The following is a 23,858-nucleotide window of genomic DNA, read 5'->3' as shown; positions in this document are numbered from 1 at the left end:
CCTAGAACTACCTTTATTCCCTAAAGGGCTTATATACCTCGATAACGGTAGCAGAATATTGGTTATCGGTTAGTGCAAGGTGCTCTTTTGATCAGCAGGCTCAGCATTTCCCTCGAAAAGGTTAAATCGGGGCTGTTCAAGGGGGTCCTGGCGCGTTTCTACGAGTGGAAAGGTGCTCCTCCAGACGATGTAAACCACCTAACAAGCGTGGCGGAGTCGGTATTCGTGAACTTAAACCACATATGGTTAAATAAACCCCATGAAAAGGTGAAGAGCGAAAAGTACATCGTGGAGTTCAGTGGTTTTTTAGAAGTAGTTGAAGAGGGCCTCTACAGACTTCACGTCGTCGCTAATGGAGGAGTTAAGCTGTGGATTGACGAGTCATTAACCATCAGCTCCTGGAACCCAAACAGGTTGCAAAAGCTCGCCAGTCTACCCCTACCTCTACGTAAGGGCTTCCACCGGTTGAGGCTACTGTACTGCAACGCGCAAAGACTCGGAGAAATACGGGTGAGCTGGGAGAAGCAAGAAGGCATGCTGGAAGAGATACCGCGCGAAGCGCTTTACTTCTCCCTCGGAGAGCACGTCTTTATAACAAATATACCGGATTACTACGTCACCGTGCTTACTCCCATAGAGTCACCGGTGCCTGTTGAGGTGAAAAAATGCATGGGTATAAACAACATGTGCACTATTGAGCTGAAGTACAACGAACAGCCGTTCAAATGCCTGGTCTCAATTTACGACGATAAGAACCAGCTAGTGTACAGAACGCAGCACCCTTTACTCATGTGGGGCGGGGACGTCTACGAGTTACGCTTTTCGCTGGGGTAATCGCATGCATAACTGCTCTACGACGAGGAGCGGGGCGGTCTTAGTGGTACTATCCCTACTGGTGTGGTCCATTTCCACGTATCTGCACGATCCCGCAACGCCCGTAGTCATGGAACTGTGGGGTTTAAAATACAGCGACGTGGTGTACGGCGTCTTCTACCAGAGGTTCTCGCCCAGTGCGGGGAAGTTCTGGTTTAATGGAGAAAAGTTTGCTGCGTTTATCCGGGGGGATGCCTTTTGCCCGATACCATACATAGACTATCACTTCGAGTACCCTCCACTAACTGGCTTCACGTGGGCACTCTCCACGTGTATAGCGTTTGCTGTTAGCAGAGACCTGAACACCGCTGCGCGCATTCACTACTACGTGCAGGCTACTTTTAGCCTCGCATTCCTACTAGCATACGCATCTACGCTTAATAAGCTCGCGCTAAAAACGCGCCAAAAGCCTTTGCGAGCTGTCTTCGCCCTAATTACCCCCACGTTAATCTTGTACCTTGTATATAATTGGGACATCGCCACGATATCCTTGGCGTTACTGGGGATGCTGGCTTTAACTGATCAGAGGTATCTAGAGGGAGGGCTACTACTAGGTGCGTCTTTTTCCGCGAAGCTACTTACCGCGGGTATAGCCTACTACTTCTTCGTGAAGCTGGCATTCATTAACAGGAAATTCCACCATTTATTCAAGTACACTCTTGGATTCTCATTAACGGGGCTACTACCCCTACTCCTACTTTACGTCATCGCACCGCAGGGGTTCTTCAAGTTCATCGAGCATCACGCGACATGGTATTGTGAAAACTGCATCTACATGGTGTTCATCCAGGATATCTGGTCTCCGCTCCACAGATACCTCTACCCAGTATTCTCGGGTTTGTACGTAGCTGTATTAACAAAGCTGTTACTGGCTAGATACGAGCCACGCGTAGAGCTGGATATCAGGTACGCTTATGCATACACCTCCGCGTTAATAGTGTTCAATTACGTCTTCTCGCCTCAAATGCTCATCGTGTTACTGCCTCTCGCGGTGCTGGCTTTGAAGGGCTTTTTACTGCTAGAGTACGCCATTGCCGATCTTTTTAACGCGGCGCTAATTGTAGAATTTTTCGCCGAGATGCAGCGCGGTGGAAATCCCTGGATCCTGGGCTCCTCGGCTCAGCTAATGGCGTTAACTAGGAACATCCTGGTCCTGCTCTTGCTACTGCAGATCACACTAATACTCTACGGGTATAAGGGGGCTTGTACCCGGCTTTACAGCTTTTCGACCTTGATGTGCTTTACGACGCCGTCCTCGACCCCGACCACAGCGTAGTACCCCCTCATCAGCGGTCCTGGGTGCACTATAACGGTCTTACCCGATAGCGTCCACCCGCTATTTTCGTGCACATGTCCGGTGATCCAAAGTATCGGTTCGATTTTACGGAGGTACGTGGCGAAAGTCTTCGAACCTATTCTTTCACCATTAACGTTATCGAAAAAGCCGTATATGGGTTGGTGCGTTACGAGGATGAGGCTACCCGCTGAGCCGCTACCTAGCATGCTCATGAACTCATCGAACTGCTCTTCCGTGAACTCTATGAGCGTGTTGAACGGGCTAATTCCGCCTCCACCAACGCCATAAAATGTATATTCACCTATATTCACGAACCGGGAGTGTAGATTAACCAGGTCTTCGCCCAGCTCTCTAGCCTCGAGGAGTTCCGGCGGATCGCAGTTCCCGGGCACGAACAGCACCTTAACGCCAAATAGCCTACGAATACCGGATAGAATGCTATAGGCGGTACCCATGTCTTTGAAATACGTTATATCCCCCGCCACTACGACAAAGTCCGGTTTAAACGATTCCCTTTGTAACTTGGCATGTAGCCTATTGATGTTACCGGTTCTCTCATGTACATCGCTCACCACGAGCAATTTCATGGCGCGCCCCTCTCACCCAATTAGTTGCTAGCTAGTTGTTATATTATACAATTATAAGAGTAACCTTAATAGTGGAGTCTTAGGTAATGGTAGTTAACGTGTAGGTGCACGACGTGGTTAAGTGTAGCCGTTGTGACAGGTCAGCGGTATACGTCAATAAGATCAGCAATATTGCCTACTGCAAGCCGCACTTCGTAGAGTACTTCGAACACAGGGTGAGGAAGACTATAAGGAAGTATGGCATGGTTCAGCCTGGCGATCACGTGCTTGTTGGCGTTAGCGGCGGCAAGGATTCAATGGCATTATTACACCTATTACTCAAACTGAGAGGAAAAATACCCGGGCTAGAAATAACGGCCGTTCTCGTGAACGAGGGCATTGCGGGGTACCGGGAGAAGACGATCCCCAACCTAGTTAATTACGCCGAGAGGCGCGCAGTAAGGTACGTTATAGCTAGCTTTAAAGACTACGTAGGTAAAACCTTAGACGAGATAGTGAGGGATAGCTTTGAGCGGGAACTCCCCTACATGCCCTGCAGTTACTGCGGTGTATTTAGAAGATACGTCCTGAACAAGGTCGCACGAGAGATAGGTGCGACGGTAATAGCAACTGCCCACAACATGGACGACATTATCCAGACATACCTAATGAACCTCATAAGTAACAGCTGGGATAGAGCCCTTTCTCTCAGCCCGGTGAGGTCCTCTAGCGAGGAGTTTATCGTGAAGAGGATTAAACCTTTCTACGAAGTACCTGAAAAAGAAACGACAATATATGCACTCTTAAATAACCTAGTTCAACTGGAGTTTGTGCAGTGTCCTTACGTCAAGTACAATGTTAGGTTTGTCGTTAGGAAAATGCTCAACGAGCTCGAAGAAAAGTATCCTGGCTCGAAGTACGGCCTGCTGAGGAGCCTACTCGAATTACTTAAAATGAGGGGTAAGGACAAGCCCGTTACTAAAAAGTACACAAGGTGTGTAGTGTGCGGTAACCCAGCATCTCGCGCAATCTGCAAGGCATGCTTATTTAAAGCAAAGCTAGGACTTCTAAAACCCGGAGAAGAGAGGGCTCTATACGAGGCGGCAAGAACGAACCCCGAGGTAGCCCGCTTACTCAGGGTGTAAACTGCTTATAAGCTTGTAATAAGTACACTTGGAATGAACAACCTTCAAGCAAGTTAAAGAAGGTTGAGGACGGTGGGGTAGGCGAAGTCTATGAGCATAGAGCTGTTCGTGGGCTTAGGCTATGTAGGCTTGTTCTTGCTGGCTTTCCTATCGAATTCCATTCCATACTCAACAATCCCGTACCTCGTCTTCGTGGCCCCGTTACTATCTCGGTTGCGTGGGCTACCGTTAATCATCGCCATAATCGCGCTAGCTGCAGGGGCCACAGCTGGTAAGCTCGTGATTTACGCGGTGGGAAGGTCGATCTCGAGCGTGAAGACTGTCCGCAACTTCATTCGTGGGTTCTCGTACTTCGCACGGAAACACGAAAAGGTAACGTTCATAACGGTGTTCCTCATCGCCGCGCTACCCATACCAGACGATATCTTCTACATCCCTATCGGTGCTTCCGGCTACAACGTAATGCAGTTCGCCATTGCGTTGTTTACAGGTAAGCTCATCATCACGTTGCTAACAGCTGTTTACGGGTTTGTCTTAAGCTACTTGTTGGAGGGGGTAACCGAGCTCCCAATGGTAGTTAGCATCCCCATAATGATCGTGATTACCGCCGTTTTAATGGTAGCTTTTGGCAAGGTTGACTGGGCGGGTGTCGAAAAAGCCTACTACGAGAAGGGTATTTTACCGGCGTTCGCGTATGTCGTGATATCCTTTATAGAGGTGTTAATCTTAAGACCCGCAATCAAGCTTAAATCACTCATTTGCAATAAGTAGTACCGGAGATGAGGAGGAACCCGGGAGATCGAGAACTACTCGATGAATGTAGCATCGATAGCGGGCACCGATCCTCAAATACTTAGGTCCTCAGCAACACAGCTCCTAGAGCATGTAGTAAGGCGGTCGCTATAATGATGCCACCATAACCTACCGCGGCGTAAACTACTCCCGACACCAGCGTGCTGAGAAACCCGGTTGCCTCGCTTACTAATAGGTACTTAGTGGTTTCAACGCGGCCTAGTGCATCAACGTACATGGAGTATAAGGCCACGTCAATCTTACTGTTCAGGTACAGTGTTAGGCCGAGAACTAGTGCGATCATCGTGCCGGCTACGTTGCTGCTTTGCATCAATAGTAGTAGTGGTAGCATGCCGCGTACGAGCATTACTAGGTACGTCTTACCACCACTAATGGGGGCCGGTACGAGGAAATCCAGCGTCAACACGAGCCTCGCTAACCCGTATACTCCGAGCATGCTATCGGGGGCGTATCCCAGGACTTTACCTAGGTAGATGGGTAGCTGTATGAGCAGTAACGCGTTTGCAGCCCTAAAGCTTACTAGAGCCCATAGAATTCTCTTTACATTAACACTCTGCGCGGTGGACGTCAGTAGCTTGAAGCTGGGACGCCTGAACCCTGACAGCCCGGTTAGCAGAGTGTACACTACTAGGTTACTAGTAATTATGCGCTCTACGCGCTTCAATCCAACATCTATCCTATAAAGGGTTTTTTCTATTTTCAGTAAAGGATCCCTGATTAAAAGTAGCGTTGCGAGTACTGGTGCTAAGATCGGTATCGTGAAGAGGACTAGGTTGCATACAATAGCCTCTAACCCTACCCTGGAGATCACAATAAGTAGTAAGGCCTCACAAATGACTGTTACCGCTACCCTCCGGGCGAGGAGCCCATTCCACGAAGTGCTCGGGTGCATTTCATGTATATAGGTAAGGGTAGCCGTCTTAGCTAAGGCCTGAGCGCTCGAATATAGCAAGTACATCACGGCCAGTGCAGGTATGCCTGGAGCGTGCACGAATATGCCCAGTAACGTCACATACGATGCTAAGCATGTGAGTACTAAGAACACCTGTAGCTTAATGATACCTCTATCGGATAGCCTGCTTCCCGCGTATAGTGCCACGATGTAGAAGACATAGGACAGGGAATTTAATAACCCTAATTGGAACGCGCTTACCTTGGCAACTATTACTGCTAATACGTCCGTGAATATGTCCACTACGTTGACCACGGCGATCAGTAACGATAGCAGTAAAACCACTGTCACTTTGCCTACACCATAGTGGATTTGTCACTATGAATTAGGTTATAAGTGCAGAGTGCCGGGCACGTTATAGTAAAAGCGCGTCTACGCCCACTCCCTAAACTGATCGTATCTAGCGGCTCTAAACCTCCTCCCGTTGACGTACAGGCCCGGTTCACCGGCTTCAACCGCTTCGCCTATGACAGTGAATGGTACGTTGAAGTGCTCGAGGTCTCTTAGTACCGTCCGTAGCCATTCAGGCTTGACGCCGAAGACTACCCCATACTCCTCGCCTCCGAGCAGTGCGTATTCGAGTAGGCAGTCAGACCCCCCTCTACACAGGTCTACTAGTTGCTGTGGTGTTTGAGGCGGGTCTCTTACGGCTATTCCGCAGCTACTTAAAATCGCCATGGTTTGGAGCGTGTAGCCTAGCCCATCACTTACATCCATGCTGGCTGTTACCGCTTTGTAGTAGTTTTCAATAATGTAACCCACCTCCAAGTATGCTCTCGGCCTTTTAGTGAAGTCTACGACCCATTTTTCGTTAAGGGCCTTTTCAAAGCCATGTTTAACTACATAACCCATTGGACCGTAAATTCCAGTTACGACGATGGCATCGCCCGGTTTCAACCCCCTTCTACTCGGGGGCGTTCTCGCGGTCGTGAAGCCGAGCACGGAGATCGCCACCCACATTTCCGCGCTTCTATTGGTATCGCCACCCAGTACCCGGACCTTGTAGTACTCGGATGCCTCTTTCATGCCGCTAATGAATTCATCGAGTAGCTTCAAGTCTAGTTCAGGGGGTATTCCGAGAGCCACCATACACGCATGGGGTACTCCTCCTTTAGCAACGATATCGCTGATGGCACCCGTAAGTGCCGACCATCCTACATCGGAATACCCCCTCCACGGTAGTTTTAGCGAGTTCACCGTGTAAGCATCCATGGAGAAAAGTATCTTGGGAGCTCTGGGTATGACGTCGCGCGCGTCGTCGGGATGTGATAGGTGCTCGCCAATACCCGTCTTCGACAAGAGCTTTCCCGCGATCAGCGCGATAACCTCTTCTTCGCTCAAGGCACCAACGGTTTCCAACTCCGGCACCTCAGTTTACTTTAAGTTACTAGTCGTAAAAGTACACTTTCACTCGGGTGTTTTTCTCGAACCCTTCCACGTTCTCCGGTAGCACGACGTACCCATTCGTCCTAAGCATGCTTGATATAACTCCACTACCTCTAAGCATGTACGGCTCTGCGTAAAGCTCACCGTGCCGTTCAAACACGTTGACCCTTACAATAGACGTATAACCAGCGACGTTAGGTAGCCTTCTCGTCAATAATGCGTAGACCGAGTGCCTTTCCAGCCCACTAACACCCAGCCACTTGATAACAGCTGTTCGAAACAGGACCTCGTAACCCGTCCAAGCCGCGATGGGAAAGCCTGAAAGATGAAGTAGTAGTTTTCCACCCACAACGGAGCTACTCGTAGGTCTACCGGGCCTCAGTTTCACGCCTCTGAATACGAATTCACCGTGCCGTTTAACGAAATCTACTACAATGTCGTGCCTGCCTACGCCGGTTCCACCGGTCGTAATCACCACATCGGCTCCACGTTCAAATTCCCTTGCTACGGCATTTGCTACTGCATCAACGTCGTCGGGCACTATGCCGGAGTACTTGGCGTTAAACACGAGGTCCCTTACTAGTGACGAGTACACGATATAGGTCGAGGAATCGTACACCTTACCAGGAGGTGCTTCCTTGCCAGGCTCTACGAGCTCGTCTCCTACTGCTATGATAGATACATTTATCTTTCTATAGACCTTAACCTTGTCTACGCCATTAGCTGCAAGAGCTGCTAGTAGCGCTGGCTTAATAAGGGTACCTCTAGTTGCCAGTAAATCCCCTTTCTTGAAATCCTCACCTTTGAAGATTATGTTAGAGCCTCCCGCAACCGGCTTATAGACCAGGACTCTATCACCACGGACCTCGACATCCTCGCTCATCACGACAGCATCGGCACCGCACGGTATTGGTGTACCAGTGTAAACTTCCACCGCTACGCCGGGTTCGATGCACGGAAAGGCGGGCTTTTCACCGGGCTTCACCGACCTACTTGCTGTCAGTTCTACGGGATTGTAGTATGAAGCGCCCACCGTATCCAGGCTTCTTACAGCGTACCCGTCCACGGCGCTAATGTCTTCCCCGGGCCTATCTATAGTGGCGTACACCTCCTCGGCGAGGACTTTTCCAATAGCATTAGTGAGGTTTACGGTTTCTACGTCTAGGTGGAGTGTACGAGAGAGCGCGTCAACCAGGCGCCTAATCGCTTCACCGACGTCGATGAGCTCTAAAAGAGCCTTCACCGTTATCACTCCTCGTAAAGGGTCGTAACCGTTATAAAGACCGTTACGATTATGAGGATGCCGAAGACTATGTGTGTCGGTGAGATTTCCTGTTTTAGTAACAAGTACGCCAATAGCCCGGCCCCGAAGGGCTCACCATAACCAATGGATGTGGCTATCGATGCTGGATACTTACCGAGCATGTAGTTGATCAGCGTGTGACCCAGTATCATGGGCACGACAGCAAGCGCCACGAAGAACACGTACTTCACCGGCTCATAGTACAGCAGACTAACGCCCAGCATTCCCGCGAACAGCGCCACGAAGAGTGCCGCGACCAGGTAGGTGCTAATGGCATACTTGGTAGTCGGCTCCTTCAACTTATACCTTGCATAGCTACCCACCTCGAAGTAGACTGCTACCATGAAACCAGCTACCATCGCCTCTATAACACCAACATTAAACACCAATTCATGTACGCCAAGGTACATAGCAAGCAGAAGCGTACACGCTAAGAACCCCACAAACTGCATGAGGGGAAGCCTTCTCCTGTACGCAATTACCTCTATTAGGAGTGAATAGAAGGGGTATACCGCGACGAGCAGGGTACTTATGTACACTGGTATTATGAAAAGGCTACGCATCCAGAAAACGAAGTGCAAGGCTAGAGACACACCGGACACTATATGGTGTGGTCTAATCCTCGGTGGGGTGGGTCCGCCCTGTAACGTGTCAATGAGGTATAGGAGCGGGACGGATAGCAGTAGTCTCCAAAAGGCGCACGCTTCCGCGGGGGCGCCGGACAGCAAAACAAGTATACTACCGGAACTTATCGACAACCACACGACGGTGAGCAAGCACACTAACTGGACAACGTTCATTAAGGACCTGCCAGCGGTGTTCACACCTTAGCGCACCTCTCATTACATTCTCTTGAGCTTCGGTATGCCCATGATATCCATGAGCTCTGAGAGCACCACTAACACCATTAGCGTTAATGCTATTCGTGCACTTCTCTTAAATGCGTCGCGTTCGCCGATGACTGGGTACTTTTCATAGAACTTGTTGAATTCCAGTGCCAAGCCGATCGCGTATTCCAGTAGCTTATTTGGCTTCATCTCCCGGTAGGATTCCAGTAACACGTCTTTAAACTTAATTAGGATCTCGATAAGCTTCTTCTCTTCGGGAGAAAACTGCATCTTACCTCCACCTTTTACCGCGTCGGCCATCTTCGCGTAAATGGCACCCGGTTCATTGAGGAACTCCAATCCCCATAGATTTCTAACAACACCTTGCGCCCTCACGAAGGCATATTCAATGATCGTCCCATACTCCACCTCTCCTAGTTTTTTAGGGTCGAACACTAAGACCTTGCCGGGATCTACGGATAGTAATAGTGTCCTGGTGTTCGCGACGGCGAGCTTCTCTGCCACGCTCATGAGCTCCTCGGCGTTTAAGCTGCTTTCCTTTTCCACGAGTTTTTGCAACACGTTTAGTTTACTATCCACGAGCATTTCGTCTACCGTGTAGTATGTGCCGCGCCTACCGCTCATCCGGGCTCCTTTGAGGTGGACCATCTCGTACGCGAAGTGGTGGAGGTTCTCCGCTTCTTTAACGTAACCTAGGATGTGCAACACCGCTTTGAGCTGTTTCTGTTCCCGGGCCTGCTCTACCGCGATGACGTTATATACCCTCTCTGCACCGAGATCCCTAAACTTGTAGAGAGTGTACGCGATGTCTCGCGTAACGTAAAGTGTCGTACCATCACTTCTCTGCACCACGAACCTGCCTGCCTGATCGGGGTAGAAGAGGCCCTTCACGTACTCGTGATCCTCTGCTGCCTTGTTCAAGTCTACTTCTATCGCCCCCCCCTCAACTACTCTAGCGTAGCTCGTCTTAGCCAGGTCTTTAACTACATTTCGTGCTTTTTCGAGGATCTCATTGCTAGACTCGTAGTCAAACCCGTTGAACTCTATGTCGAGTTTTTTAAGCGTCTCCTTGAATCCACTAATAACGCTTTCGGAGACCCTTCTAAACAGGGCGAGGACATCCTCTTTCCCACCTTCAGCGAGCACCATCAGCTTCCTAATAGACTCTTCCACCTCCTTGTAGTCTAGTACAGACGATTTTAATGCGTTATAGAGTTCGGGATAGTGGGTTGCAAGCCTTCTCTCAGCTGCAAGGTACTCTCTATATTCCCGCGCCAAGCTCCTGATCTCGTCGATCAGTTTCAGTATTTCGGTAGGTACTGTGTTATCTCTGGCGTACTGCCTTTTCAATACCTCGTACAGTCGCTTAGTGTACTCAAGTAATTCCAGTTTAAAGTTCTTTTTCCATGCTATTTCGCAAAGCATGAACCCTAGGTCCCGAGAAGCGCCTCCCGAGAACTCGTTGTTGGCGAAGTCACGGCAAGCGCTTTCAGCTTTCTCGACGAGCAGGTTCATTTTACCTTTAAGTTCGCTTCTCAATCTACATAGCTCTACTAGAACGTGCGTTAGGGCGTAGATCACTCCGTACCAGTGGTCTACTTTAAGGGATTCAGGTCTAACGACTCCCTTAGACTCGGCAACACTAACACCGTACACTAGAACGGCTACTTGTCTACCCATATCATTGACATAAAACCTCGTTTGAACGTTAAATCCGAGCTTTCGAAGTAGCCTAGCGTACGTGTCTCCTAAAACGCTGTTCCTACCACTACCTATGTGTAGCGGGTGTACGGGGTTAGCGCTAGTGTGTTCAACGATAACATGGGATCCCATGCCAACGCTCTTTAACTCCTCGAACACCTTTCCGGTGGCGAAGTCCCGGACAAGCTGGGTTAGAATATTCGAGTAGTCTATTGTAACGTTCACATACCCGTTCACAAAATCCACCTTTTCAACCCAGCACTTGTCGTACGTAACGGAATATAGCTCGCTAGCTATCGCTCTACCCACTTCATCCCATTTACTGCGCTCTACGTTTCTTAGAACAGCGTGTATGGCGATACCGTAGTCTCCTAGTTTGGAATCCGGTGTAGGAGCCACTTTCACCTTCCCGCTAGTAATTAGCACGTTGACAAGGTCCTTCTCGATGCCGAGCACCTTGCTCAGCGCATCTGGCAGATGGCTTACAATGCACTCCGATATCTCGTTCATACCGGACTCCTACTAATACCACTTTACAGCATACCGCCGCTTTAAAGTCTATGAGTGAAGTGGAGCACTAGCTACTGCGCCCTGCTCGGGAACAACGCGTGCGCGAGTCTCCACTACGAGACCCTACTACTAGGTGTACATTTTTAAATCCTGGCTTTATATTGAGCAATGGAGATTTGCGTGAGAGGAGTTGGTTAGCAAGAGGTCTTTAACCGTAGTAATTGGAGTGCTTGTATTGTTAACAGCAATCACTGCAGCCACGTTTATGTACATTAAACCCGCTTCAACGCCTCAAACAAAGCAGGGTAAAGTAGTGATATACGCATACAATGACAGGATAACCGGAATAGATCCCAGTATCGAGGACGATACCGGCCTCGTAGTGCTAGGTACCATATACGAAACCCTAACATACTACGATCATGAGACGGGCGAAGTGAAGCCGCGCCTAGCCATCAACTGGACTTCTAGTGAAGGAGGCACTGAGTGGACTTTCCACCTCCGAAGGATGGTGAGCTTTCACGATGGGACGCCCTTCAACGCTACAGCGGTAAAGATCAGCGTTGAACGTGCAAGGGACATATATAGGGAAACCGGTAGGGGGCTGGGCTACATATGGGACGCCGTTGAAGAAGTCGAGGTCGTCGACGAGTACACGGTCAAGTTCAGACTAAGATACCCACAAAGGCTAGACTTACTGGCCTCCGCGGCTTATGCAGCCTACATCTTCTCGCCGAGCGTCCTGGAGAAGAGTGGTTCCACCCATTACACCGATCGTAAGCTCGAGGAATGGTTTAATGCGGGTAATGCCGTAGGGACGGGGCCTTACAGGCTCCTCTACTACGACCCCGTCAAAGAAATCCGCCTAGAGAAATTTAAGGATTGGTGGGGCTGGGAAGAACTAAACAACCCGGACGCACCGGATATTGTAGTAATTAAGATAGTGCTTGAGCCTGCATCGCAATACAACGGGCTACTGGGAGGCCAGATCGACATCGCGTGCAGTGTTCCTAGAGAAAACGTCAAGGAGCTCGAAGAACGGGGCTTCGGGGTAATTAAGCTGAAGGCATTCCACAACTTCCTACTGTTCTTTAACACTAAGAGGTATCCAACCAACATTACCGAGTTTCGCTTAGCGGTAGCTCACGCGCTAAACTTATCGAGGATAATCAATGACGTCCTACTCGGCTACGGGCAAGTCGCTAGTGGCGTCATACCAGCTGGTTTTCCAGGTAGCACTGAGGGCTTCGTGTACGAATATGATTTAGTCAAGGCTAGAGATTATCTGGAAAAATCGGGAGTGAAGACGCCTCTAAGCGAGCCGATCGAGCTATTGTACCAGGTGGATTACGAAGAGACGAACAAGTTCGCGGTGATCTTCAAGTCGGTAATGAGCGAGCTGGGTATAGAAGTTAAGCTGAACGCCCAGGACTGGACTAGGCTCAAAGACATCGCTAAAGGTGTGTGGGAAGACCCCGAGAAAACCCCCCACATAATAATGGCTGACTGGTGGCCTACGGTGCCCTCACCATACGACTATCTTTACACAATGTTTCACAGTGATTCGAGAGAGTGGAACTTCGCAGGGTACGAGAACGAGGAACTAAACAGGTTAATAGATGCTGCGTGGGAGCTGGAAGGTTCTAACTACGAGCAGGCGCTTGAACTCTACAGGCAGGCACACGAAATAATATTCAGGGAAGCGGTTGCTGTGGGTCTATGGGATGAAATAAGGCCATTCATATACTCGAAGAGAATTTACGTGCCCCAAGAAGCGCTCAACCCGCTTTACATGTACGTTATAAGATTTGAACTAGTGAAGGTAAGGTCGTAGAATTGCCTATAAGCTTGAACTACATAATTAGGAGAATCGTCCTCTCCTTCCTAGTTGTTATTGGAGTGATAGTCTTTTCATACCTTCTACTAATGCTCACTCCAGGAGATCCCGCGGTAAAATGGGCTGGTAATCCCCGCGGGCCAGGTGCCGCTAAGGCAGTTGAATTAGCTAGGCGTGAACTAGGTTTAAACCAACCACTCTACGTTCAAGTGGCCGGTTTCATCTACAACGTATTGACCGGAAACCTGGGTATGAGCATAGCCTATAAGATACCGGTAAACCAAGTCATCTTGTCCGGGTTCACATCCACGCTTGAACTACTGGTCTTCGCGTACCTGCTAGCTGTCCCGGTAGGTGTATGGCTTGGAGTATGCTCAGCGCTCAGAAGAGGGGGAAGGCTAGATGCCTTTACCCAATCGTTCAGTATAGTCTTAACCAGCACCCCCACGTTCTGGCTTGGCGCAATCATACTACTAATACTGTACAGCGCGTTCGGATTAATACCGTACGGTAGAGTTTCAAGCAAGCTTGTCCTGGAGAGCGGGTTTGAGCCCGTAACGGGCTTATACTTACTGGACTCGCTGATAACGGGTAACTTTCAGGTGTTTATTGACGTGCTAAAGAGGATGATTCCGCCCGCGCTCGCCATATCCATATACCCCATTGGCGCTCTAGCTAGGGTTACGAGAACCCTCGTGGCTGAGGCTCTTTTAGAGGACTATATAAGGGCGGTAGTGGCGTGGGGCGTCAGGAGGCAGACTATCATAAGGCAATTCGTGCTAAGATCGGCTATACCGCCATTGATTCAGGTATCCGGCTTGGCGTTCGTTTACAGCTTAGTGGACGCCATGGTCGTGGAAACGCTCATATATGGGAGAGAGGGCCTTGGGAGTATTCTACTAGATGCACTACATAAGTCTGATTTCCGCGTCGCGATAGCGCTGGTTGTTTACTTGACGATATTCTACATAGCCATCAACACGCTGGTTGACATCCTACAGGCTACTATTGATCCGAGGGTGAGGCTTTAGCGATGATCAGGCGGCCCCTTCTCGGGATAGTTTCGAGGAGTCTCGGTAAAGCGAGGTTTAAGATAGGGCTTTTCATTTCCATAACCGTTATCATTCTCGCGGTGATTTCCCCATTTATAGTGCCCTACCCGCGGGAGGGTTATGGTTATGTGCCACCCGAATCAAGTGGTAGGAGGCTGCTTCCGCCTTCATTGCAGTTTCTATTCGGGACAGACGCTCTCGGAAGGGATCTTTTCTCGAGAGTGATCATCGGGACCAGGACAGCTATAATTCAGGTTCTAACTGTTATTTCCATGAGCATGCTGATAGGAGTGATCATGGGCACGTGCTCGGCCTACTTCAAGGGCGTTACCGAGGCCGTTCTCAACTACTTAACAGAGCTTTTCATGTCGATACCTTCAATACTGATAGCGCTGTTCCTCCGGCTAACAATGGACCAGGGAATACACGTCGTCATCGCGTCGCTAACAGTGACTTGGTGGTCCTGGTATGCAAGAATATCCTACGTCTACGCGAAGAGCGTCGTTGAGCTGGACTACGTAGTACTAGCTAAATTATCGGGCTTAAGTCCACTTAAGATAATTATGCGGCATGTCGTGAAAAACCTGATTCAGCCCATGATCGTCCAGGCGATTTCGGACATGGGTAGCGTCTTACTCGAAGCATCAGCTATAAACTTCATGGGCCTCGGCCTACCCCCCGGCTCGCCGGAGTGGGGTGTTATACTGTACGAGGGCATAACTGGACTGAGCATTGAGGTGTTCACCAAGGCGCCATGGTTGATCATAATACCGGGTCTTTTCATACTGGTAACCACTCTCGGGTTCAGTTTGGTGGCTGATCCTCTGCGAGAAGACCTAGACCCCAGGCTACGTAGGAGGTGGAGGCTGTGGTTTTAGCGATCCGGGCCGAGAACCTGAAAGTAGGGTACGCGAGCGAGGAGGGGTACGTAATATGGGCCACTAGAGGGGTAAATCTCGAAGTCTCGGAAGGAGAGGCACTTTGCTTAGTAGGGGAAAGCGGGTGCGGGAAGTCGACGATAGCCAGCGCGATCGCGGGCGTTCTACCCCCTCACAGCATAACGGAAGGTAGACTATGGATCTTCGATCGCCTGGTGATCGATGGGCCCCGTCATAGATTTAATGGCGTTCGGGGCAGAACTGTCAGCCTAATACCCCAAAACCCGGGTACGAGCTTAAACCCGTTCATAACCGTTGAAGACCACTTCTACTACATAGTGAGAGAACTGCACAAGCTCAATAGGGAGGGGGCCAGGAAAACCGCACTTGAACACCTGCGAATGGTGGGGCTAAATAGCGATGTGCTAGATAAGTACCCCCACCAGCTAAGTGGGGGAATGCAGCAGCGGGTTTTAATCGCGATAGCTCTAGCAAGTGGTGCTAGAATAGTAGTCGCGGATGAGCCGACATCTTCCGTAGACGCCAATTTGAGGGCTCAAATACTAGCTTTAATTAACAAGCTGAGAAAAGAGCTTAAACTCACGTTGCTACTGATAACGCATGACATGCTCTCTACTGCAAGCGTGTGCGACAAAATAGCGGTCATGTATGCGGGTAAAATAGTCGAGGTGGGCTCTACGCAAGCTGTCTTGAATAAACCTTACCATCCCTACACGAGGATGCTTCTCGAAAGCATACCAGTCCTCGGATCCAAGAAGCCTTTAAAACCACTACCGGGAGAACCTCCAAGCCTCTTAGAGGACTTTTCCCGGTGTCCCTTCAGAGATAGGTGTCCATTTAGGGCAGATGTCTGCGAGAAGGAGCCGCCTTTAGTCCCCGTGAATGGTACGGGGAAACCCCATTATACCATGTGCTGGCGGTTTAAAGAGGTGATTGAACACGGATAGTAGTAGCGTTGTGGAACTCAAGGGCGTTTGGGCAGGGTACAAGATCGTATGGAGGGCAATGTCCATCTTTAAGCGGTACTACGTGGTCTTGAAAAACATAAACCTAAACGTTCGTAGCGGGGAAAGAGTGGCTATCATAGGTGAAAGCGGCTCTGGTAAATCCACTCTCCTCAAAGTGATCTTGGGGCTTCTCAAGCCTATAAGAGGCGAGGTTAGAATTCACGGGGTATCGATATACCAGTTGCCGTGGAAGAAGCGCGTTCAGACAATACGTAAAGTAGGCTACGTTCCGCAAGACCAGTATAAAGCACTGAACCCTTCCCTCGAAGTTAAGCAAATACTCGCCGAGCCGCTCGAAGTGCTGAAACTGGATAAAAAAACCATCGAGCAGAGAATTAAAGAGATATCAAAGCTCGTGGGTTTGCCAAGCCACGTACTGGACTTAACCCCTGATGAATTGAGTGGAGGGATGAGGCAGAGGGTTCTAATAGCTCGGGCCTTGATACACGAGCCCACGGTGCTTTTATTAGATGAGCCCACATCTGCGCTTGACGTGTCCATACAGGCGCAGATCATCAACTTGCTGAATGACGTGTACTTGAAGCTACACCCCACCATGATACTGGTAACTCACGACCTAGCTGTTGCCCAATATCTAGCTGACCGTGTACTCATAATTAAGGACGGTATTATCGTTGAGGAGGGCCCCCTCGACTGCGTTCTCAGATCGCCGAAAAGCGAGTATGCGAGATCTCTTGTCTTAAGCTACTACGTAACAGCTTCACTAAACCGCAATGAGCTCATCTAAGCTCATTTTTAAGCCTGCTTACAATCGCTTATAGTAGAGTACAGGTGTTTATGTGGAGGCGGTCACGTACGTTACCCCCAGACAGTATTCGATAATCAAATTGGTTTTAGAACTGAAGGAACCGCTACTAGTTGAAATCTCTGAAAGGCTCGGAGTACGGCAAGAAGACCTTATGAGGGATTTGAGCGAGTTAGAGGCCAAAAAGTTAGTTGAGGTGGTTAGGGCGAAAAGGCGGCATTACGTTCTCGCAGAGCTCGCTAAGTACTACTTAGAGCGCGGTTTTCCGGAAGAGGTAGTACACGATGCTCTTGCTACCTGTACAAGCAGGGTTGTCGAGGAGTTCGCCAAGTGCGTTGAGAACATTGCAAAATACCCCATTGAAGAAGTCTACGTAGGTATCCAGTACCTTGCAAGAAGTAGGTGCATCGTCATAGATAAAGGAGTAATAGTAGCTGTCAATGAAGATCGGTGCGTTGAGGCGTTGAAAAGCGCGAAAAGCTACCGGGAGCTCTTGAACAACGTCTCGCGCGGAATGGAGCTAGACGCGGATACCTTTAACTCCTTGAAGAGGCGTAGACTAGTTGAAGTGCAAGAAAGGGTAGTAATAACCCTCCGGCCCACTAACACGCTAGTTAGCTTATGGGAACGCGGTCTCGTAAAAGAGAAGATCTTGGTTACCGTTGTGAAACCCGAGTACGCCCCTGAACTGGACCGTTACTTAATTAAAGAGTTCGACCTCTCAGTAGAGCCCCCGAAACCCCGCCTTTCAAAGAAACACCCATTCATGCAATTCATAGATGAACTAAGGGAGATAATGGTCAGCATGGGCTTCGAAGAGGTTAAGGGACCTCATGTAGAATCCGAGTTGTGGAACTTCGATGTGCTGTACCAAGCCCAAGACCACCCCGCCAGGGAAATTCACGATACGTTTTTCATTAAAACGAGCTTACAAGCACGCGCACCTCTAGACTTGATTGAAAGAACGCAAATAGTCCACGAAACTGGGTGGGGCTATAAGTGGAGCCCTGAAAGAGCTCTCAAACTCGTACTCAGGAGTCAAACAACAGCTGTCACGGCAAGGGCCATTTACGAGCGGGGTCCCGGAGAGTACAGGGTCTTCACCATCGACAGGAACTTCAGGCCGGAGAGCCTCGATGCGAAGCACAGCATGGAGTTCTACCAACTAGACGGGGTGATAGTGGGTAAAAACATCAGCTTCAAGCACCTCTTATACTTCTTCAAGGAGCTTGCAGCAGCACTTGGTATAAGGGAGGTGTGGTTTAAGCCAGGGTACTTCCCCTTCACGGAGCCCAGTGTTGAGGGGTACATTAAACACCCGAAACTTGGATGGATAGAGGTGTTTCCAGGAGGTATGTTTAGACCGGAGGTTATGGAAATACTTGGTGCAAGTACGTGTAAGGCGGCAGCGTGGGGTATTGGGGTGGACAGGCTGGCTATGACCGTTCTCGAAGTAGACGACATAAGACTGCTATTTTCAAGGAACTTGGAAGTCCTATCGAGTATGAGGTTCAAGGGGCTGGACTACTTCACGAAGAAGTCTACAGGTAAAAGTGTTAAGGTAGTCGACGCGCCTTTATAGGGTTAAAGCGCTCGATGGTTCATCCTCAAAAACAAAAACTCCTACTAGCCTTACTGCTAAAAGCAGTACTTAAGCACGACATCGCCTTCGACAAGGCATTCAGCCTGCTCGTGAAGAAGCATGGTTTGAGTAGCAGGGAGGCAGGCCTGCTCTACAGGGCCTTCTACAAGGTGATCATATACTACCACACGATCAGGTTCATGTCCGCGTACAGCGGTTTTGGACCGCGAATAGGCGGGTTAGTGGAATACCTATATGCCCGGAACTTCGACGTAGACTGCATTCTAGACGAGGTTAAGGAACTATCCCACTCGCTGTCCCCTACCCTACAATTAGCACTACTCCACGGTTACCCCTCATGGTTTGTCAGAGATCTCCACGGGAAGTTACCACTAAACGAACTCGAGAACATGCTAAGGAGTTTAAATGACCGTAAGAGATGGGTACGTGTAAATACGGCGAAAACGTCGATCGAAGACGCGATTGAGTGCCTAGAAAGAAGCGGTTTACGCGTTAAGCAGCACAGGGAATTCAAGGAGATGCTACTGCTCGAAGACCCCTTTGCTAAGATCGGAGATAACGAGTGCTTAAAGGAGGGTCTCGTCGTGCCGCAAGACATCAGTTCATACGCCTCAACGCTAGCTCTTGAAAACGTGCACGGGGACTTTATAGATGCTTGTAGCGCGCCAGGCATAAAGCTTATCCAGGTGCTCTCGCGAGCCACCATTACGCGTACCATCGCGGTTGATATAAGCGAGAAACGGGCAAGCGTCATCCCCAAACTCGTCAACTCGTTTCTAGGCACGGTGCCAAATCTTATAGTGGTAACTGGTGACTCGAGGACGCTCCATTACAATGTAAAAGGCGCGGCTGTACTCGTAGACTCGCCTTGCAGTAATAGCGGGGCCATCTACGCTGACCCCGTCGTTAAACTGCACCTTTCCAGGAAACGACTCAAAAGACTGCAACTTGTACAGAAAGCGTTGTTAGAGAACTGTCTAAAACACGCGGAGAAGCTGTTCTTCGTGACGTGTAGCGTTCACCCATTAGAGGGGGAAGAGGTGGTGGATTACTTAGTAGAAAAATACAGTGGTAAAATCGAGCTCCTCCAATTAAAACTCCCATATGTAGATAAAGGATACATGGGATACAGGTGTTCCAACAGCGCGTTTAGAATTTACCCCCACCGCGTGAATGGCCAAGGATTTTTCATCACCGCATTGCGGGTGCAAGGCATTGAGTGAAGTTAAAGTCGAGCACTTCTACGGGATATATCCGAGTAGCGCTTATGGAAACCTGCTTTTAGTAGACCCCCTACTACCTCCTAGAAAATGCTATGTAGACTGCATAACGTGCCCCCTGAGGCGAGACCGAGTTACAGAGGCCTCGCTAACCGCTAGTCAACCAAGCCAAATCCTAGGTAACATCGAAGAAAGGCTACCTACCGGGGTAGAGTTGAATGGCGTCTTGTTATGGGGCTCTGGCGACCCACTTCAACTGGTAAACATACATGAAATACTACTCTCCCTAAGAGCTTTCTTGAGCTCACGTGGCATTGGTCGTAAACTCTACGTTCATACGAGCCTCCTGGGGCTACTGAAATGCTCTGAGGGGAGTGCACAGGAACGTGCCAGGTTCGTATTAGAGCAGGTAGACGTGCTCCTAATACCGTTCCTCTGGTACGGGGCTGAAAAGTACTTGTTGGGGTGGCCCCGCGAAAGGAGCTTTAGCGAATATTTGGAACTATTGAGAAAGACCTTCGAAAGCAACCGAGATAAGTTAATCATAGAGCTACACCTATTCAAAGTACACGAGAACTATTACCCAGAACACTTCCACATAGATGAAACGGTCGCCGTTTTAAGGTACATTAAGGCAGAGGCCCTGGTGTTGAAACCCGTTGACAGGCCTCCTGCAAGTCCACACGTAAAGCCCTTACCTGAAAGCCGCGTTAAGCGTGTGTGCGAGTTCTTCGTCGAAGAGGGGTTTAAGGTGAATATCGACAGGTACGAGCCCCCTTCTACGCCTCCGCGCTGGCAGAAAACGGCGACCGTACTATATAACCACTTGTTGAGGATTCCTTCAAAGTACGTAGAGATCAAGGCAATGTACGGTGACCTCGGCATCATAGCGTTGAATAACCTGCTCTCAAAGAACATGGTTTCGAGAATTCCATGGAGCGGTGACATATACTTTACGGGAAAGTAGGGTACCAGGTTGTTTTCGGGGACTCCTATCTCTCCAAGCATTACTCGTCACCGGGAGAAGCCTAGAACCACGCGGTGGGCACGTAAAAGAGGCCTCTTCCGGGTCCATCAATATGAAGCTTACTCGACTCTAAGCCTCCGAACACTAGGGGGCTTCAAACCACCCTCCTCGGGCAACTAAAGGCCCCTTCGGTATGACTACAGCACCTTCCTTGATAACCATTTTCTACACGATAAACTCAACCCACTTCGGGCCCTGCGTTATTAGGAGTGGTGTGCTTCAGACTGGGCGTGAAGCTGAACCTCCACGCGGAGGGGGCGTAACCTTAAACCCAGCTGCAAATAACCCTAACCCCTTAAAGAGTACGTTAGCTAGGTATGGGAAGCGTGTGTCCTCGCTGTTCTTCGACTACGTGGCCAGGGGCACGCCCTCACTTCTAGGGTCGCACGCTAATACCAGTACTCCTTTACTTAGCTTGCCTACGTGAACGTGCCCCTTCAAGCCGAAGTAGTTTGCTTTCTCGGCAACTATGTTGTTGAGCTCGCTCCTGCTGGGCACTCTTAGGGGCTCTTCAATTATAACTTTCTGGCTACCGTAGAAGGTTGTATATATGAATCGCGGAGCTGAGAGCGCCTCGTCCACGTTCATGTTGTACGCGAACAGATTTTCGAATACCCTTAAATGAAGCTGAGGCCTTAGATCCCCACCAACACAGCCAATAATATACTTCTCGTTACCCCTGTCCACCCCGAGAACCGACAACGTGTGCAGGGGTAGCTTTTCTGGCGCCGGACTATTCGGTAAGCCCTTCTTCTTGGCAAACCCCACTGCCCTGTTCTGAACGGGAAAGCCCGATATCACTAGTCCTGAGCCAAAACTACTGAAGAGGCTCTGTATGAACCCCAATATGGCCTCTCCATCCGAGACCACGAAAAACGTCGTATCGCTAGCCGTGCCGTTCTCGTTTGAGGAGGCTTCGAGTTCGAGGTTACTTATATCAGAGTATTTTACGTGGCTCTGCGGATCTATGCTCATATAGTCCGGGTCTCCGAGGTAAAGGTCTCTGAACAAGTAAACGTCTGCAACCGGTTTACTCCACTTAACTATTCTACTTGGAGAGTCGAAGGGTTCCTCGCGAAGGCCTAGTTCGTACAGCGCACTTATTAGCTGAAGCGTTGAGACCCCCTGGGTATTTGGCGGTAACTCGTAAAGGGTCATCTCATCTACTTCGAGCTTAAGCGGTTTTACCTTATAGCTACCGTGCTCCATTAGATCGTCAAGTCCCACGTCCACGCCCTGATCCTGCAGTTCTGAAACAGTATTCTCTGCGAGTTCACCGTAATAGAACTCCTCCCAGCTACGTGAAGCTACCAACCTTAATGCACGTGCCATCTCCCTGTTCACATATAAATCCCCGAGTCTAAGTCCCTTAAAGTAATTAGCCCACTTGTAAACTGCGAGCTCCTCCTCGTTGAGCTTGCTAGCCCTTGCAAGCGAAAGACCTACATGGAAGCCACTATACGCTAACTTAATTGCGGGCTTTAATAGGCGTTCTAGGGGCATGGTGGCGTACTCTTCGTGTATGTGCCCCCACAAGTGTACAAGCCCTGGAACGGTGACTGTGAGGGGACCTCGTAGTGGTTTCTTCTCCAAGAATGCGTCGACATCAAACCCCTTCGGAGACCTGCCTGATGACATGTAAGCAACTACGTCGTCTCCAATGAAACCTAGTAGAAACGCATCTCCTCCTAGCCCACCCATGTGTGGTTGCACGACGGAAAGGACGGCGCTCACAGCTATTGCGGCGTCGAATGCATTTCCACCCTCTTTCAGTACCTCGACCCCCACCTGCGTTGCTAGCTGGTGGTCTGAAACCACGCCCTTCTCCCCGATCGCTACCTTTGTAACCATATACTTCACCTAGGGGTAGTACACGATGCCATCTTCTTTTAGCTTAGCAATATCACTACTCGAATACCCTAACTCCCTTAAAACCTCAACCGTGTGCTCGCCAAGTAGTGGAGGGTGCCTGGTGTTAATAAACCTCCTACCATTAACTGTGACCGGCTCGTTTAGTTGAGGTGTTTTATTGAGCTTTGGATGATCGAGGCTTATCACGACGTTTTCCGAGGCCACGTAAGGGTCTCTAAACACCTCGTCGATCTCGTATACGGGTGATGCGGGAACGCCGCCCTCTTCAAGTACCTTAACCCAATAATCTCTCGTATTTTTCTCGAATATGCTCTGTAGCGCATCGACTAGGTCCTTCCTATTAGCTACCCTGTCAGCGTTGGTCCTGAACCTCGGGTCCTCCGCCAGCTCTTTTGCGCCAACCGCGTTACACAGTAGTCTCCAAAGCCGATCATTGGCAGCGGCGACGATAAACCACTTACCGTTGGCGTCTCTAAAGGCCTGGTAAGGGGCCATTGAGGGGTGCGCGTGCCCCATTCTCTTGGGCCTTAGCCCGGTCATGAGATACATTAAGGGAACGTAGCACATTGAAAATATAGCGGTATCGTACATGGACACCTCTATTTTAGCCGGCTTTACCCCCGCATGTAGAGCGGCGAGCGTGTATATGGTGGCCATCATCCCCGTCATGACGTCGAAGAGCGCGAAGCTGACTCTCACGGGGGGGTCTCCTTCACTGCCCGTCGTCAGCATTAAACCCGACATTGCTTGTATTATAACGTCATACGCGGTTTTATGCTCATATATGCTACCCTGCCTAAAGCCCTTTATACTCACGTACACTACCTGGGGGTTCACCCTGACTAGGGTTTCGTAGTCAACTCCCAGCTTCTCAGGCACGCCAGGTCTAAAATTCTCCACTACGATGTGGGACCTTGCTACGAGCTTGTACAAAACCTCGCGTCCCTTTTCCGATTTGAGGTTAATCACAACGCTTCTCTTACCCCTATTTACGGACATGTAATACGCGCTCTCCCCGTTAACGAAAGGAAGCCACGAGCGCGTTTCATCGCCTTGAGGTGGCTCTATTTTTATCACATCTGCGCCGAGGTCAGCCAGAATCATCGTCGCAAACGGCCCCGCTAGAGTGTGACTTAAATCTACTACTCGAATGCCTTCGAGCATCAACCATGCCACCGAGC

At 49.7% G+C, this 23,858-nt stretch carries 21 protein-coding genes; 13 read left to right on the top strand and 8 right to left on the bottom strand.

The window, feature by feature from the left end; all coding sequences use genetic code 11:
* Positions 1 to 87: 87 nt before the first annotated feature.
* A complete protein-coding gene (locus QXU03_06080) occupies positions 88 to 834 on the top strand; it encodes a PA14 domain-containing protein (GenBank protein MEM2171301.1) in 747 nt (248 codons plus the stop codon).
* Between the two features lie 4 nt (positions 835 to 838).
* Positions 839 to 2,149 (top strand): hypothetical protein, encoded by a 1,311-nt coding sequence (locus tag QXU03_06075; GenBank protein MEM2171300.1) that lies wholly within the window; start codon positions 839 to 841, stop codon positions 2,147 to 2,149.
* Here the strand turns inward: QXU03_06075 and QXU03_06070 are convergent.
* Positions 2,089 to 2,757 (bottom strand): metallophosphoesterase, encoded by a 669-nt coding sequence (locus tag QXU03_06070; protein ID MEM2171299.1) that lies wholly within the window; start codon positions 2,755 to 2,757, stop codon positions 2,089 to 2,091. The genes QXU03_06075 and QXU03_06070 overlap by 61 nt on opposite strands.
* 113 nt (positions 2,758 to 2,870) lie before the next feature.
* Here QXU03_06070 and QXU03_06065 point away from each other — a divergent pair, with 113 nt between their 5' ends.
* Both QXU03_06065 and QXU03_06060 read left to right on the top strand, forming a co-directional pair.
* Positions 2,871 to 3,881 (top strand): TIGR00269 family protein, encoded by a 1,011-nt coding sequence (locus QXU03_06065; protein MEM2171298.1) that lies wholly within the window; start codon positions 2,871 to 2,873, stop codon positions 3,879 to 3,881.
* A 90-nt stretch (positions 3,882 to 3,971) separates the two neighbouring features.
* Entirely contained in the window at positions 3,972 to 4,652 is a 681-nt protein-coding gene (locus tag QXU03_06060; protein ID MEM2171297.1) for a VTT domain-containing protein, read from the top strand.
* 82 nt (positions 4,653 to 4,734) lie between these two features.
* Here the strand turns inward: QXU03_06060 and QXU03_06055 are convergent, their stop codons facing one another.
* From QXU03_06055 to QXU03_06040, 4 genes are all read right to left on the bottom strand, one after another.
* A complete protein-coding gene (locus QXU03_06055; GenBank protein ID MEM2171296.1) occupies positions 4,735 to 5,937 on the bottom strand; it encodes a hypothetical protein in 1,203 nt (400 codons plus the stop codon).
* A gap of 81 nt (positions 5,938 to 6,018) precedes the next feature.
* Positions 6,019 to 7,005, bottom strand: coding sequence for a thiamine-phosphate kinase (locus QXU03_06050; GenBank protein ID MEM2171295.1), 987 nt, complete (start codon positions 7,003 to 7,005; stop codon positions 6,019 to 6,021).
* 28 nt (positions 7,006 to 7,033) lie between these two features.
* A complete protein-coding gene (locus QXU03_06045; GenBank protein MEM2171294.1) occupies positions 7,034 to 8,284 on the bottom strand; it encodes a molybdopterin molybdotransferase MoeA in 1,251 nt (416 codons plus the stop codon).
* Positions 8,281 to 8,898 (bottom strand): DMT family transporter, encoded by a 618-nt coding sequence (locus QXU03_06040; GenBank protein MEM2171293.1) that lies wholly within the window; start codon positions 8,896 to 8,898, stop codon positions 8,281 to 8,283. The genes QXU03_06045 and QXU03_06040 overlap by 4 nt, the downstream gene beginning before the upstream one ends.
* Here QXU03_06040 and QXU03_06035 point away from each other — a divergent pair.
* On the top strand, positions 8,882 to 9,166 hold the full coding sequence (locus QXU03_06035; protein ID MEM2171292.1) for a hypothetical protein: 285 nt from the start codon (positions 8,882 to 8,884) through the stop codon (positions 9,164 to 9,166). The genes QXU03_06040 and QXU03_06035 overlap by 17 nt on opposite strands.
* 11 nt (positions 9,167 to 9,177) lie before the next feature.
* Here QXU03_06035 and argS read toward each other — a convergent pair whose 3' ends face one another.
* Positions 9,178 to 11,394 carry an arginine--tRNA ligase gene (gene argS, locus QXU03_06030; protein MEM2171291.1) on the bottom strand — a complete coding sequence of 739 codons (2,217 nt, stop codon included), beginning with the start codon at positions 11,392 to 11,394 and terminating at the stop codon, positions 9,178 to 9,180.
* A gap of 190 nt (positions 11,395 to 11,584) precedes the next feature.
* Here argS and QXU03_06025 point away from each other — a divergent pair, with 190 nt between their 5' ends.
* The 8 genes from QXU03_06025 to QXU03_05990 are packed head-to-tail and all read left to right on the top strand — an operon-like array spanning position 11,585 to position 20,745.
* Complete coding sequence (locus QXU03_06025; protein MEM2171290.1) at positions 11,585 to 13,228, top strand: ABC transporter substrate-binding protein; 1,644 nt, start codon at positions 11,585 to 11,587, stop codon at positions 13,226 to 13,228.
* A gap of 14 nt (positions 13,229 to 13,242) precedes the next feature.
* On the top strand, positions 13,243 to 14,262 hold the full coding sequence (locus QXU03_06020; GenBank protein ID MEM2171289.1) for an ABC transporter permease: 1,020 nt from the start codon (positions 13,243 to 13,245) through the stop codon (positions 14,260 to 14,262).
* Positions 14,263 to 14,264: 2 nt separating this feature from the next.
* Positions 14,265 to 15,161, top strand: coding sequence for an ABC transporter permease (locus QXU03_06015; GenBank protein MEM2171288.1), 897 nt, complete (start codon positions 14,265 to 14,267; stop codon positions 15,159 to 15,161).
* Positions 15,152 to 16,129, top strand: coding sequence for an ABC transporter ATP-binding protein (locus QXU03_06010; GenBank protein ID MEM2171287.1), 978 nt, complete (start codon positions 15,152 to 15,154; stop codon positions 16,127 to 16,129). The genes QXU03_06015 and QXU03_06010 overlap by 10 nt, the downstream gene beginning before the upstream one ends.
* On the top strand, positions 16,116 to 16,937 hold the full coding sequence (locus tag QXU03_06005) for a dipeptide/oligopeptide/nickel ABC transporter ATP-binding protein (GenBank protein ID MEM2171286.1): 822 nt from the start codon (positions 16,116 to 16,118) through the stop codon (positions 16,935 to 16,937). Before QXU03_06010 ends, QXU03_06005 begins: the two co-directional genes overlap by 14 nt.
* Before the next feature lie 52 nt (positions 16,938 to 16,989).
* Entirely contained in the window at positions 16,990 to 18,537 is a 1,548-nt protein-coding gene (locus QXU03_06000) for a phenylalanine--tRNA ligase subunit alpha (protein ID MEM2171285.1), read from the top strand.
* 14 nt (positions 18,538 to 18,551) lie between these two features.
* Positions 18,552 to 19,781: an RsmB/NOP family class I SAM-dependent RNA methyltransferase gene (locus tag QXU03_05995; protein ID MEM2171284.1), complete on the top strand. Its 1,230-nt coding sequence runs from the start codon at positions 18,552 to 18,554 to the stop codon at positions 19,779 to 19,781.
* The gene (locus QXU03_05990) at positions 19,774 to 20,745 is read left to right on the top strand and encodes a hypothetical protein (protein MEM2171283.1); all 972 of its coding nucleotides are present in this window, start codon (positions 19,774 to 19,776) and stop codon (positions 20,743 to 20,745) included. The genes QXU03_05995 and QXU03_05990 overlap by 8 nt, the downstream gene beginning before the upstream one ends.
* Positions 20,746 to 21,153: 408 nt before the next feature.
* On the opposite strand, the gene QXU03_05985 is transcribed toward QXU03_05990, so the two are convergent.
* Positions 21,154 to 22,656 (bottom strand): gamma-glutamyltransferase, encoded by a 1,503-nt coding sequence (locus tag QXU03_05985; GenBank protein MEM2171282.1) that lies wholly within the window; start codon positions 22,654 to 22,656, stop codon positions 21,154 to 21,156.
* Between the two features lie 9 nt (positions 22,657 to 22,665).
* Entirely contained in the window at positions 22,666 to 23,853 is a 1,188-nt protein-coding gene (locus QXU03_05980) for a CaiB/BaiF CoA-transferase family protein (protein ID MEM2171281.1), read from the bottom strand.
* Positions 23,854 to 23,858: the final 5 nt, after the last annotated feature.

Source organism: Desulfurococcaceae archaeon (genome assembly GCA_038845865.1).
GTDB lineage: Archaea > Thermoproteota > Thermoprotei_A > Sulfolobales > Desulfurococcaceae > UBA285.
The sequence above is the reverse complement of the archived record's forward strand: the minus strand, read 5'-3'. Positions and strand labels throughout refer to the sequence as shown.

Bases quoted from the DNA above. Each gene is read 5' to 3' on its own strand.
- QXU03_06070 (MEM2171299.1), bottom strand. From the start codon at position 2,757: ATGAAATTGCTCGTGGTGAGCGATGTACATGAGAGAACCGGTAACATC.
- QXU03_06035 (MEM2171292.1), top strand. From the start codon at position 8,882: ATGAAAAGGCTACGCATCCAGAAAACGAAGTGCAAGGCTAGAGACACA.
- QXU03_05985 (MEM2171282.1), bottom strand. From the start codon at position 22,656: ATGGTTACAAAGGTAGCGATCGGGGAGAAGGGCGTGGTTTCAGACCAC.
- argS (MEM2171291.1), bottom strand. From the start codon at position 11,394: ATGAACGAGATATCGGAGTGCATTGTAAGCCATCTGCCAGATGCGCTG.
- QXU03_06075 (MEM2171300.1), top strand. From the start codon at position 839: ATGCATAACTGCTCTACGACGAGGAGCGGGGCGGTCTTAGTGGTACTA.
- QXU03_06015 (MEM2171288.1), top strand. From the start codon at position 14,265: ATGATCAGGCGGCCCCTTCTCGGGATAGTTTCGAGGAGTCTCGGTAAA.
- QXU03_06060 (MEM2171297.1), top strand. From the start codon at position 3,972: ATGAGCATAGAGCTGTTCGTGGGCTTAGGCTATGTAGGCTTGTTCTTG.
- QXU03_06040 (MEM2171293.1), bottom strand. From the start codon at position 8,898: ATGCGTAGCCTTTTCATAATACCAGTGTACATAAGTACCCTGCTCGTC.
- QXU03_05995 (MEM2171284.1), top strand. From the start codon at position 18,552: ATGGTTCATCCTCAAAAACAAAAACTCCTACTAGCCTTACTGCTAAAA.